Below are 12,134 nucleotides of genomic sequence, written 5' to 3' on the forward strand. Positions count from 1 at the left end.
GGCACCGCGCCGCTCAGGGGAGTTGCCCGGCCGGCTTGCCGGTGGACGGTTCGGTGGACGGTTCGGTGGACGGTTCGGTGGACTTGTCCGCGGCGCGCGCCGGGCCGCCGAGCAGTCGGCTGAGGATGCCGGGCCGCTTGGGCTTGTCCTGCTCCTTGCCCTGCGCTGCCTTCGACAAGGCGGTGATGCGGGCGGCAGCATAGGGCGAGGCGGCATCGCGCAGCACCGGGCCGCAGTCCGCATCCTTGCCCGGTCCCGTCTCCACGGTGGCGGCCAGGCCCAGCAGCGGGTTGATCGCAGCCAGTGCCAGCACCAGCCCGCCGCGCATGGCGAGGGCGCCCTTCTCCGGGCCGATCCGGGGCTTGACGAAGTTGCCCGCCACCTTGAGCGGCGAACGCAGCGCGAGGATGCTCATGTCCTTCGGGTAGGGATGCAGCGTGAGGTCGATGGATTCGGCGGCGAGGCTGATCTGCCCGTCGCCGTAGATCACGGTGTCCGCGGTGTCCACGACGAACGCGCTGGCCTGCATCACGCCGTTCTTCACGTCGAATGCGGTCGCGGCGCAGCGCAGCTGCACGTTCTCGTCGCCCTTCAGGTAGAACTTGATGATCTCGCCGCCATCGATGCCCGCGAGCTCGAGCAGCATGTTGCTGATCTCGCCGCCGCCCATCAGCATCGCGACCTTGCCGCCGGAGGTGCCGAGCATCTGCGCGACCGAATCGCCGCGCCCCTTGAGGTCGATCTCGCCGTGGATCTTGCCGAAGGCCGCCTTGGTGAACTTCAGGCCGCCGAAGAGCTTGTTCAGCTCCAGCTGCCGCGCGGTGAGATGCATCGTCGCAGCGGCAGGCGAACTGTTCCCGTCGATGCGCACCGCGCCGACAAAGCTGCCGCCCGCGGCGCCGATGTCCAGCGGGTCGAGCTGCAGCACGCCGTCCTTCATGTTCACATGCACGCTCATGCGCTCCAGCGGCAGGTGGCGCACGTTGGTGACCTTGATGGCCTGGTAGTGCACGTCCGCGTTCATGCGCTTCAGGCGCGGCCCGTCGATACGTGCCGTGGGCAGGATCTTTCCGTTCGGGTCCCCCTTCGCGGCCGTCTTCACCGCGACGGGCGCCGCGCGCACGCCCTTCACCTCCGGGAGCGCCGCGGCGCTGCGAGTAGTCTCGGGCAGGCCGACCAGCGGCGCGAGATCGTCGAAGTCCAGGGATTTCGACTTGATGTTGCCCGTGAGCAGCGGGACGGCGCCGCTGCGGTCGAAGGAGAGCTCGCCCGTGAGGTCCGAGTTGCCCAGCTTGCCGTTCAGGTTGGTCGCATGCCACACCGCCCCGTTTTTCGACACGTCGCCGCGCAGCACGTAACGCGGCGTGGAGGGCAGCACCACGCCGAAGAATTTGTACAGGTCGGCCAGGTCGTGGCCCTTGATGTTGACCTCGATCTTCGCGCCGTCGAGCGTCGCGAGGCTGGACACCGCACCGGAGGCGCGCACGGTCGTCTGGCCCGCCACCGCGGAGATGTCGATGGGGAACGGATGCTCCAGCGGCGCACTGAGGTACAGCGCATTGCCCGTGCGCCCGCCGCCCGTGAAATGCTCTCTCTGCCAGGTGCCGGAAGACTTGAACGCCAGCGGCATGTCGCCCGCGGACGCATTGCCGTCGGGGCCGCGGATGGAGAACTGCGTCTGGATGTCGGCGCCGTGCCCGCTCGCGATGAAATGCACGCTGCCTTCGTCCACCACCAAGGCGCCGATCTCCGGCCGGTTCTTCGGATCGGCCGTGTCCTGCCCGAGCGCCCAGCTGCGGCGGCCGTCGGGCTCCAGCTGGAGGCCCAGCTGCGGATGGCGCAGTTCGATGCGCGGGATGACGATGCGACGGTGCAGCAGCGGCAGCAGGCTGAGCTCGATCTCCGCGCTGTCCGCGGTGACGAGCTGGGGGTCCTTCGCCCAGTCGGGGTTGGCGAACTGGAGCCCGTCCGCGAGGATGCGCGTGTTGCGCCCGAGCTTCACATCGAGCTTGCGCGTGATCTCGAAGTGCCGTCCCGTCTTTTCGCTCACATAGCGGTTGAGCGGCCCGCGCAGGACGTCCCAGGGGAAGAAGACCAGCACGAGTGCGAGCACTGCGACCAGCACGAGAAATCCGAGCGCGATCTTCATCCACAGGGGATGCGCCGCGTGCGTCGGGGTCGATGGGGTGGCGTCATGCATGTCGATCGAGTCTCGGGTGCGCCCTGCGCCGGCGCGGTCATCCCCGGGCACCAGCTCGCGTCGGCGGGTGCCTACGGTTCCTCCTTGCCGGTGTAGGAAACTTCCTACGTTCGGCTGGAGCCCCGGCTGGCAGAATGGGCGAGGCGGGCGACGACACACATGCAACACACATCCGTGCACAACCCCGGAGAGGCGCCCCAGCGCCTATCGCCGCCGAATCACTGACCGTGGAACTGCGCACCTACATCGTCGAAGACAACGCCACCATCCGCGAAAACCTCATCGGAACGCTGGAGGAGCTGGCCTCCATCGAGGCCCTTGGCTGGGCCGAGACCGAGCTCGAGGCCAACACCTGGCTCGCGGCCCACGTGGGCAAGTGGGACCTCGCCATCATCGACCTCTTCCTGAAGCAGGGCAGCGGCCTCGGCGTGCTGGAAGCATGCCGCGAGCGCGCCGCGGGACAGAAGGTGGTGGTGCTCAGCAACTACGCGACCGAGGACATGCGCAAGCGCTGCCTGCAGCTCGGTGCGGACGTGGTGTTCGACAAGTCCAATGAGATCGACGCGCTGGTCGACTATTGCGTGGCCCTGCACGAGGCCCCGAAGCCGGGCGCGTGACGCCCGGCCGGATCACCCGATCAATCGATCAATCGATCAATCGATCAATCGATCAATCGATCAATCGATCAGCTTGTTCTTCAACGCGTAATACGTGAGGTCGCTGTTCGATGCCAGGCTCATCTTCTCCATCAGCCGCGTGCGGTACGTGCTGACGGTCTTCACGCTCAGGGACAAGGCCTTGGCGATGTCGCCCGCGGTCTCGCCCTTGGCGAGTTTCAGGAACACCTGGAACTCGCGCTCGGAAAGCTGTTCGTGAGGCGCGCCGCCTTCCTTGCGGTTGAGCTGCTGCGCCAGCAGTTCGGCCACGGCGGGCGAGATATAGCGGCGGCCGAGCGCGATCGTGCGGATCGCGTTGACGATCTCCATCGGCTCGCATTCCTTGTTCAGGTAACCGCTCGCGCCCTGGCGGATCAGGTTCATCGCGTAGTGCTCTTCCGGATAGCCGGAGAGAATCAGGATGCCGACGTCCGGCGCCTTCGCGCGGATCATGCCCAGCGCATCGATACCGCTCTGGCCGGGCATGGACAAGTCCATCACCAGCACATCCAGTTCGGTGGTGCGCACGAGGTCGATGGCTTCCCGGCCGCTCGCCGCTTCGCCCACGACGCGCAGGTCCACCTGTTCGGAAAAGAATTGCTTCAATCCGGACCGGACGATGGCGTGGTCATCCACAATGCCGACTTTGATCATGTCTGTACTCTTTCGGGGTCCTGTTGTTGACCCATTGTGCCCAACTTTCGACTGAAATGGCCTACCCTTCAGCCTCGACTATGCCGGATTCTATGCACAACAGAGGCGATTTGGGGTGATATTCATGCGTTCGTTCTCATTGCCCAAGATGGCGATCAGCCTGATGCTCGCGCTGCTCGCGGCCGTCATCCTGATCGGCATCAACGAAACCGGCTTCGTGCAGTCCAGCGAGGCGCTCGACGACATCGCCCAGGCCTCGCGCACGCGAGCCACCCTCAACCGCGTGCTGCAGCACGTGCTGGATGCAGAGACAGGCCAGCGGGGCTACCTGCTCACCGGCGATCCGCGCTACCTGGAGCCCTACGAATCCGCCGTGGCCGCCATCGGCACCCAGCTCGATGCCATGCGCGCAACGTACGCGGCGCCCGGCGACGACTTCGCGACCTTCGGGCAGCTCAGCCGCAACGTGCAGCAGAAACTCGCCGAAATGGACCTGTCCGTGCGCATGCGAAAGCAGGGCAACGAGGACGCCTGGAAGTTCGTGCTGCTGACCGACGTCGGCAAGCAGCACATGGACGCGATCCGTACCGAGGCCACCAAGCTCATCGACAGCTCCACCCGCCGCATGGAAGTGGCGCAGTCGCAGGTGCGCAAGACGCTGATGCTGTCGCGCCTGGGCATCGCCGCCGTCACGCTCGCCGGCCTCCTCGCCTTCTACCTGTACCTGCGCCAGACCACGGCGCTGAAGGCCGCCGGCGAGCGGCAGCAGGAAATCCTGCAGCAGGAGCGCGACCTGCTCGAGCGCCAGGTGCGCGAGCGCACCGCGACGCTGGCGGAGCTCGCGACCCACCTGCAGAACGTGCGCGAGGAAGAGCGCGGCCACCTCGCGCGCGAGCTGCACGACGAGCTCGGCGCGCTGCTCACCGCGGCGAAACTGGATGTCGCGCGGCTGAAGTCCCGGCTCAACCAGCAATCGCCCGAAGTGGGCCAGCGCCTGCAGCACCTGACCGAATCGCTCAACAGCGGCATCGCGCTCAAGCGCCGCATCATCGAGGACCTGCGGCCGTCCTCGCTTTCCAACCTCGGCCTCACGGCATCGCTCGAAATCCTGGCCCGCGAATTCTCCGAACGCTCCGGCATCGAGATCACCTCGGGGCTGGAGCCCGTGGAGCTGGACGAAGCCAAGCAGCTCACCGTCTACCGCCTCGTGCAGGAGTCGCTCACCAACGTCGGGAAGTACGCGGACGCGAAGCAGGTCGAGATCAGCGTGCGCAACTACGGCAACCATGTGGAAGTCGATATCCGCGACGACGGGAAGGGGTTCGACACGCAGGGAATCCGCAGCTCCACGCACGGGCTCGCCGGCATGAAGCACCGCGTGGAAGCCGCCGGCGGGCGCTTGACCGTGACTTCCGAAGCCGGCAAGGGCACGCGCATTTCGGCCGTGCTGCCCAAGAGCCTGCAGCCGGCCTGACTAGCCGGACCGGCGCCGCGCCGCCGTTTCCAAAAACAGCCGACCGGCAGTCGGCCGTCTCCTACACAGTTGCATCCCGCGCACCGACACGCAGTCAGGTGCGCCTCCGATGAACTGCGCGGCCGTAGCGCCACTAACCTTGCCGCAGGCGTCGCGGACCTCCCGCACTCCACCCACCACACCCGGGCGCGTCCCGCATAGGAGTTCCAGATGTTGCACTACGCCATTGTCTTCCTCGTGATCGCGCTCATCGCCGCCCTCTTCGGGTTCGGCGGCATCGCCGCGGGCGCCGTGTCGATCGCCAAGATCCTCTTTTTCGTCTTCATCATCATGGCCGTCGTGGCCTTCGTGGTGAGCCTGGGCCGCAGAGGCTGAACCAAAGGAAATCCTCATGAACACCAACACCAACAACAGAAACCTTCGCGCCGCCGCATCCGGCTACGCCGACGACGCGCTCGATTCGGGCCGCCAGTTCGCGAGCCACGCGCTCGAGAGCGCGAGCGACAAGGCGCGCGACCTGCGCGACAGCATGAAGGGCTTCGCCAGCCGCGGCGCGAGCACGATGAGCGACGCGGCCGCCGCCGCGCAACGCCAGCTGGGCCACTACACGCAGTCGACGACGCGCTACGTGAGCGAGCAGCCGGTGAAGTCCGCGCTGATCGCCGCCGCCATCGGCGCCGGCGTCGCCGCGCTGCTGCTGGCCCTGCGCCGCAACGCCGACCGCCGCCGCGACTACTGACCTGCCGAGCCGACCCGAATGGCCATGCTGCATCCCATCTTCTCGGTGCTGATCCACAAGCCCGAGCTGGTCATCGACCACCTGGCGGGCTATGCCGCGCTGGTGCAGGAAGAAGCGTCGTCGGTGGGCGGCCAGGTCGCCCGCCGGGCGGTGGCCTGGGCCGTCGCGGGTGTGGGACTCGTCGTGTTCCTGGTCCTCGCCGGCGTGGCCGCGATGCTCGGGGTGATGCTGGACGAGTTCCACTGGATCCTGCTCGTGGTGCCGGGCCTGCCGCTCGTGCTGGCAGTGCTGGCATGGAACGTGGCGCGCAAGCCGCTGCCCGCGCAGGCCTTCGCCGAAGTGAAGGCGCAGCTCGATGCGGACGCCCAGACGCTGCGCACCCTCGGGGCGCAGGCATGACCGGCGCCGCCGACCGCCTCGCGCGCAGCCGCCTGGCCATCCTGCAGCAGCTGGAGCGGCGCGAAAAGCGCCGTGACGGCGACGACACGACACGCGCGCGCGCGGCGGGTGACGACACCGCGGGCGAGCAGGCGCGCGCGCCGGGCGAAGGCTGGTTCAGCCGCCGCTTCGGCGGACGCTTCGGCGGTCGCTTCGACGGATTGAATCGTGCCGCGCAGACCTGGTGGAGACACCATCCCGCGCACATGGCACTGGAAGTGGCGACGCCCGTGCTGTCGTCCTATGCACGCAAGCATCCGGCGCAGTTCCTCGGCATCGCAGCCGCGGTCGGCGCGGTCGTCGTGGTTGCCAGGCCCTGGCGGCTGATGTCCGCGACCGGGCTGGTCGTGGCGCTGCTCAAGTCTTCGCAGCTCTCCAACATCGTGATGTCCGCCATGTCGGGTGCGGACTTCGGCAAGGACGAGCCGCCCTACGAATGAATGAACGCAACCCGGGCCGCGTGGTGCGACGGCCGGGGAAGCATTTTGGCAAGCAAGCGCACTGGGATTTACCCAATCAACTGAAGGAGAAAGTCATGAAATACGCTCGAGCCCTCGCATTCGCCCTGGTGGCAGGTGCAACCATCGTCAGCACCGGCTGCTCGGTGATCCGCGGCCAGGAAACCGTCGGCGCCTATGTGGACGACGCTTCGATCACGACCGCCGTCAAGGCCAAGTTCGTCGAAGACAAGACGGTCGACGCCGGCGCCATCAAGGTCGAGACCCTGAACGGCACCGTCGCCCTGTCCGGCTTCGCCAAGTCGAACGCCGAGAAGGCGCAAGCCGAAGTGATCGCGCGCAACACCAAGGGCGTGCGCGAAGTCCGCAACAACCTCGCCGTCCGTCCGTAATCGGAAGGCGACGACGGGCCCGCGTTCCGGCGCGGACTTGCGCGAAGGCAGTGCGCCGCAGGGCGTCGACTGCCTTCGCCCATTTTGAGGGAGCCGTATTCATGAGAACGTTCCGCTGCGACAACTGCGGCAATCCGTTGTTCTTCGAAAACGTGAAGTGCCTGCACTGCGGCAGCACGCTCGCGTTCCTGCCGAACCGGCTGGCCTTGTGCGCCATCGAACCCGTTCCGGACGACACCTCCGGGCTGTGGCGCCGCAAGCGCGCCAACCGGACCAAGACGGTGTCGCGCCAGTACCGGCAATGCAGCAACGCCGTGGAGTACCAGGCGTGCAACTTCGTGGTGCCGGCGGAAGACCCGAACCCGCTGTGCGTGTCCTGCCGCCAGACGCATATCCTGCCGGACCTCACCCTGGGCGAGAACCACACCCGCTGGTTTCGCATCGAGTCCGCCAAGCGTCGCCTGTTCTACACCCTCGCCCGGCTCCGGCTGGTGTCGGTGGAGCCGCCCAACGGCGAGCGCGACGGCCCGGTGTTCCAGTTCCTGGAGGACCAGCCCGGCCAGCACGTCATGACGGGCCATGCGCAGGGCGTGATCACGCTGAACGTGGCGGAAGCCGACGATGAAGAACGCGTGCGCCGTCGCCTGGCGCTGCACGAACCGTATCGCACCCTGCTGGGCCACCTGCGCCATGAATCCGGCCACTTCTACTGGGATCGTCTGATCGCCGGCACGGAGCGCCTGGAACCCTTCCGCGAGATGTTCGGCGACGAACGCACGGACTATGCGCAGGCCCTCCAGGCGCACTATGCTGCCGGCGGTACGCCCGCCAACTGGCAACTCGAGTATGTGAGCGCCTACGCGACCTCGCATCCCTGGGAAGACTGGGCGGAGACCTGGGCGCACTACCTGCACATGGTCGACCTGATGGAAACCGCGTCCTCGTACAGCACACGCGTGGTGGTGCCCGGCACCGATGCGGACGATGCAGAGGAGGTGGTCGATCCCTTCGAGGGTGAGTTCTCCAGCTTCGATCAGCTCGTGGACCAATGGATCCCGCTCACGCTGCTCGTGAACAGCCTCAACCGCAGCCTCGGCCAGGACGACGCCTACCCGTTCGCGTTGACCGCGAAGGCCCTGGAAAAGCTGAAGTTCGTGCACGACGCGATCCACCAGCCGGTCATGAAGGCGCCCGCGCAGCAGGCCGAGGCGGCGCCTCCCACCGACGCACCGGTGGCCGCCCCGGCAGCGGCTCCTGCCGAACCGGCGGCGCAGAACTAGCCCGCGTCGCGCTCCATGTCGCGCAGGATGCGGTCCAGGCGCGTGGAGAGCTGCTCGGTGGTGAGCTGCTCGCGAAAGCGCTCCACCATCAGCGGCAGGCTCATGGGGCTGGGGTGCCGCAGTTCGGCATGCGCGACCGCCTTGCCGAGCAGCCGCTCCAGCGTCGCACGCAGGCGCGAGATCTCCAGCTCCTGGCTGAGCACTTCCCGCTCGGCCTGGTCGAGCAGCAGGTTGCCCTTGTCGTACTTGCGAAACACCTCGAAGAACAGGCCACTGGACGCCTGCAGCTGCTTCGCGCTTTTGTGCTGGCCCGGGTAGCCCGAGAACACGAGGCCCGCCACCCGCGCGATCTCGCGAAAGCGCCGCTGCGCGAGCTCCGTCGAATTGAGCGACGCGAGCACGTCGTGCAGCAGGTCCTGCGTCGAGAAGACGCGCTGGTCCAGCACCTGGGCGAGATCGATCGCGTCGGCGCTGACCAGCTCGAAGCCATAGTCGTTGACCGACATGCTGAAGGTGTTGGGCTGCTCGCGTGCGAGGCGCCATGCGAGCAGGCTCGCGAGGCCCAGGTGCACGTGCCGGCCCGCGAAGGGATAGACGTACAGGTGATGACCTTCGCGCGAGCGGAAGGTCTCGACCAGCAAGGTGCCGGGCGTCGGAATCTTCGACAGCCGCTCCTGTGTGAGCAGCATCGGGCGCGCGGCCTCGAGCTCCGGTTCGAGGAAATCGCCGCCCGCCGCGCGCTGCATCATCTCCAGCACCGCGTCGCCCAGTTCCGCGGACAGTGCCATCTTGCTGCCCTGCCACGTGGGCACCGTGCCCTTGCGCTTCGTCGCCTTCTTCACGTAGGCCGCCATGTCCTGCACGCGGATGAATTCGAGCAGGCGGCCCGCGAAAAAAAAGCAGTCGCCCTTGTGCAGCCGCGCGATGAAGCCCTCCTCGATCGTGCCGATGTTGCCGCCGCTCAGGTACTTCACCTGCATCGCGGCGTCGCTCACGATGGTGCCGATGCCCAGCCGGTGGCGCTTGGCGATGGCGCGGTCGGGGACGCGCCAGACGCCCTCCTCGTCCTGCGCGATGCGGTGGTAGTCCGGGTAGGCGGTGAGGCTGTCGCCACCGCGCGCGCAGAACGCGAGCGCCCAGTCGAACTCCTTGCGCGTGAGCGTCCTGTACGACCACGCCGTGCGCACTTCCTCGTACAGCGCCTCGGTCAAGAAGCCGCCTCCGAGCGCGATGGTGACCAGGTGCTGCACCAGCACGTCGAGCGGCTTGTCCGGCGCGTTGCGCTCTTCCACGCGCCCGGCCTGCGCGGCGCGCCGCGCCGCGGCGGCCTCGACGATCTCCATCGTGTTGGTCGGCACCAGCGTGAGCCGACTCGCGCGGCCGGGCGCATGGCCGCTGCGGCCGGCGCGCTGCATCATCCGCGCGATGCCCTTGGCCGAGCCGATCTGCAGCACGCGCTCCACGGGCAGGAAGTCCACGCCGAGGTCCAGCGAGGACGTCGCCACGACCGCGCGCAGCGTGCCGCCCTTCAGGCCGTCCTCCACCCACTCCCGCGTGGCCCTGTCGATCGAGCCGTGGTGCAGCGCGATCTGGCCCGCCCACTCGGGCTTCGCATCCAGCAGGAGCTGATACCAGATCTCCGCTTGCGACCGGACGTTGGTGAAGACGAGCGTCGTGCCCGAGCGCTCGATCTCGTCCACGACCGGCTGCTGCATCTGCGCGCCGAGATGGCCCGCCCAGGAATACTTGCCGGGGTCGGTCGGGATGAGCGTGTCGATCACGATGTTCTTGTCGATGCGGCCGCGCACGAGCACCGGGGACGGGACACCTGCCGTGGCGCCGGGCCGGCACAGGACCTCCATCGCCTCCCGCAGGTTGCCCAGGGTGGCGCTCAAGCCCCAGGCCACCAGCTTCGGGTTGAAGCGCCACAGCCTCGCGATGCCCAGCTGTGCCTGCACGCCGCGCTTGCTGCCGATGAGCTCGTGCCACTCGTCGACGATCACGTACTGCACCGACTGCAGTTCCTCGCGGGACTTCTCCCGCGTCAACATCAGGCTCAGCGATTCCGGCGTGGTCACGAGCACGGTGGGAAACCGCCTGTCCTGCCGCGCGCGCTCCGCCGCGGGCGTGTCGCCGGTGCGCTGGCCGATGGTCCAGTGCGGCGCGAGGTCCCTCAGCGGCTCGGCGAGCGCCTTGGTGGTGTCGGAGGCCAGTGCGCGCATCGGGGTGAGCCAGATCACCCGCAGCGGCTCGGCGGTGCTGCGCGGCGGATGCCGGCGGATCAGCTCCTGCAGCATGCCGAGCCAGACGGCGTACGTCTTGCCCGAGCCCGTCGTCGCGTGGAGCATGCCGCTGCGGCCCTGCGCGACGGCGTCCCACACCTCCCGCTGGAAATCGAACGCGCTCCAGCCGCGGCGTGCGAGCCAGTCTTGCGCGAGGGAGGAAGCTTCAGGCATGAGGGTGATCCGCAGGCAAGCGAGGATTGTGCTGGGTTTACAGTGCGCGCATGCGGCCCAACATCATCTTCATCGTCGCGGACGATCTCGGCTACGCGGACCTCGGCTGTTACGGCGGGCGTGACGCCGCGTTCGGCCCGGTCTCCCCGGTGCTCGACTCGCTCGCGGCGAACGGGCTGAAGTTCACGCAGGGCTATTCGAACTCACCCGTGTGCTCCCCGACGCGGTTCGCGCTGATGACGGCGCGCTACCAGTACCGGCTGCGCGGCGCCGCCGAGGAACCCATCAACAGCAGGAGCCGGGGCAGCACGACGCTGGGCCTGCCGCCCGGGCACCCCACCCTGCCATCGCTCCTGAAAGCAGCGGGCTACCGCACCGCGCTGGTCGGCAAATGGCACCTGGGCTACCCGCCCGCGTTCAGCCCGCTGCGCTCCGGCTACGACGAATTCTTCGGGCCGATGTCCGGCGGCGTCGACTACTTCACGCACTGCGCCTTCACCGGCGCGCACGACCTGTACGAAGGCGAGACCGAGCGCCACGAGGCCGGCTACCTCACCGACCTGCTGTCGCGCCGCGCGGTGGACTTCGTGAACCGCGCGTCCGGCAGCGGCGACCCGTTCTTCCTCAGCCTGCACTACACCGCGCCCCACTGGCCCTGGGAAACGCGGGACGACGAGGCACTTGCGCGGGACGTCAAGGACAACCTCTTCCACCTGCACGGCGGCAACATCCACACCTATCGCCGGATGATCCACCACATGGATGAGGGCATCGGCTGGGTGATGGACGCGCTGCGCGCGAAGGGCATCGCGGACGACACGCTGGTCGTGTTCACGAGCGACAACGGCGGGGAACGCTTCTCGGACAACTGGCCGCTGGTCGGCGGCAAGATGGACCTGACCGAAGGCGGCATCCGCGTGCCGTGGATCGCGTACTGGCCCGCGCAAATCGCGCGCGGCGGCGTGAGCGGCCAGCACTGCATGACGATGGACTGGTCGGCGACCCTGCTCGATGCCGCCGGCGTGGCGGCGCATGAGGCCTATCCGCTGGACGGCGTCTCGCTGCTGCCGGTGCTGCGCGACGCGAAGCACCGCTTCGCGCGGCCGCTCCACTGGCGCATGAAGCACCGCGGACAGCGCGCGCTGCGGGACGGCGACTGGAAGTACCTGCGGGTGGACGGCATCGACTATCTCTTCGACGTCGCCGCCGACGAGCGCGAGCGCGCCAACCACGCCGCGCGGGAGCCCGACCGTCTCGCCGCCATGCGCAGCGACTGGGAGCGCTGGAACGACACGATGCCCGCAATTCCCGAGGATGCGACGGTCAGCCTCGGCTACTCGGCGAAGGACATGCCGCAGCGCTAGCCCGGCGGGTTGGCATACTCACA

The 12,134-nt window shown here is 67.9% G+C and carries 12 protein-coding genes; 9 read left to right on the forward strand and 3 right to left on the reverse strand.

Features of this window, described 5'->3' with window-relative positions:
• Nucleotides 1-13 precede the first annotated feature (13 nt).
• Nucleotides 14-2,200 carry an AsmA family protein gene (locus I5803_RS08840; protein WP_231402375.1) on the reverse strand — a complete coding sequence of 729 codons (2,187 nt, stop codon included), beginning with the start codon at nucleotides 2,198-2,200 and terminating at the stop codon, nucleotides 14-16.
• Between the two features lie 227 nt (nucleotides 2,201-2,427).
• Between I5803_RS08840 and I5803_RS08845 the strand changes: the two genes are divergently transcribed.
• Nucleotides 2,428-2,817: a response regulator transcription factor gene (locus I5803_RS08845; protein ID WP_196986001.1), complete on the forward strand. Its 390-nt coding sequence runs from the start codon at nucleotides 2,428-2,430 to the stop codon at nucleotides 2,815-2,817.
• Between the two features lie 60 nt (nucleotides 2,818-2,877).
• Here the strand turns inward: I5803_RS08845 and I5803_RS08850 are convergent, their stop codons facing one another.
• Nucleotides 2,878-3,510: a response regulator gene (locus tag I5803_RS08850; protein ID WP_013902425.1), complete on the reverse strand. Its 633-nt coding sequence runs from the start codon at nucleotides 3,508-3,510 to the stop codon at nucleotides 2,878-2,880.
• Between the two features lie 124 nt (nucleotides 3,511-3,634).
• Between I5803_RS08850 and I5803_RS08855 the strand changes: the two genes are divergently transcribed.
• The 7 genes from I5803_RS08855 (at nucleotide 3,635) to I5803_RS08885 (ending at nucleotide 8,291) form a co-directional block, all read left to right on the forward strand.
• On the forward strand, nucleotides 3,635-4,984 hold the full coding sequence (locus I5803_RS08855; RefSeq protein ID WP_196986002.1) for a sensor histidine kinase: 1,350 nt from the start codon (nucleotides 3,635-3,637) through the stop codon (nucleotides 4,982-4,984).
• Between the two features lie 210 nt (nucleotides 4,985-5,194).
• Nucleotides 5,195-5,359 carry a DUF1328 domain-containing protein gene (locus tag I5803_RS08860; RefSeq protein ID WP_196986003.1) on the forward strand — a complete coding sequence of 55 codons (165 nt, stop codon included), beginning with the start codon at nucleotides 5,195-5,197 and terminating at the stop codon, nucleotides 5,357-5,359.
• A gap of 16 nt (nucleotides 5,360-5,375) precedes the next feature.
• Nucleotides 5,376-5,723: a DUF883 family protein gene (locus I5803_RS08865; protein ID WP_196986004.1), complete on the forward strand. Its 348-nt coding sequence runs from the start codon at nucleotides 5,376-5,378 to the stop codon at nucleotides 5,721-5,723.
• A 24-nt stretch (nucleotides 5,724-5,747) separates the two neighbouring features.
• Nucleotides 5,748-6,122, forward strand: a complete 375-nt coding sequence (locus tag I5803_RS08870; RefSeq protein ID WP_196986005.1) for a hypothetical protein — start codon at nucleotides 5,748-5,750, stop codon at nucleotides 6,120-6,122.
• Nucleotides 6,119-6,601 (forward strand): hypothetical protein, encoded by a 483-nt coding sequence (locus I5803_RS08875; protein ID WP_196986006.1) that lies wholly within the window; start codon nucleotides 6,119-6,121, stop codon nucleotides 6,599-6,601. The genes I5803_RS08870 and I5803_RS08875 overlap by 4 nt, the downstream gene beginning before the upstream one ends.
• 95 nt (nucleotides 6,602-6,696) lie before the next feature.
• Complete coding sequence (locus I5803_RS08880) at nucleotides 6,697-7,011, forward strand: BON domain-containing protein (protein WP_196986007.1); 315 nt, start codon at nucleotides 6,697-6,699, stop codon at nucleotides 7,009-7,011.
• Between the two features lie 101 nt (nucleotides 7,012-7,112).
• Nucleotides 7,113-8,291: a zinc-binding metallopeptidase family protein gene (locus tag I5803_RS08885; protein ID WP_196986008.1), complete on the forward strand. Its 1,179-nt coding sequence runs from the start codon at nucleotides 7,113-7,115 to the stop codon at nucleotides 8,289-8,291.
• Here I5803_RS08885 and I5803_RS08890 read toward each other — a convergent pair.
• A complete protein-coding gene (locus I5803_RS08890; RefSeq protein ID WP_196986009.1) occupies nucleotides 8,288-10,747 on the reverse strand; it encodes a ligase-associated DNA damage response DEXH box helicase in 2,460 nt (819 codons plus the stop codon). The two genes, I5803_RS08885 and I5803_RS08890, sit on opposite strands and share 4 nt — an antisense overlap.
• A gap of 50 nt (nucleotides 10,748-10,797) precedes the next feature.
• Between I5803_RS08890 and I5803_RS08895 the strand changes: the two genes are divergently transcribed.
• Nucleotides 10,798-12,111 (forward strand): sulfatase family protein, encoded by a 1,314-nt coding sequence (locus I5803_RS08895; protein WP_196986010.1) that lies wholly within the window; start codon nucleotides 10,798-10,800, stop codon nucleotides 12,109-12,111.
• Nucleotides 12,112-12,134 lie beyond the last annotated feature (23 nt).

This window comes from Caenimonas aquaedulcis, assembly GCF_015831345.1.
Taxonomy (GTDB): Bacteria; Pseudomonadota; Gammaproteobacteria; order Burkholderiales; family Burkholderiaceae_C; genus Ramlibacter; species Ramlibacter aquaedulcis.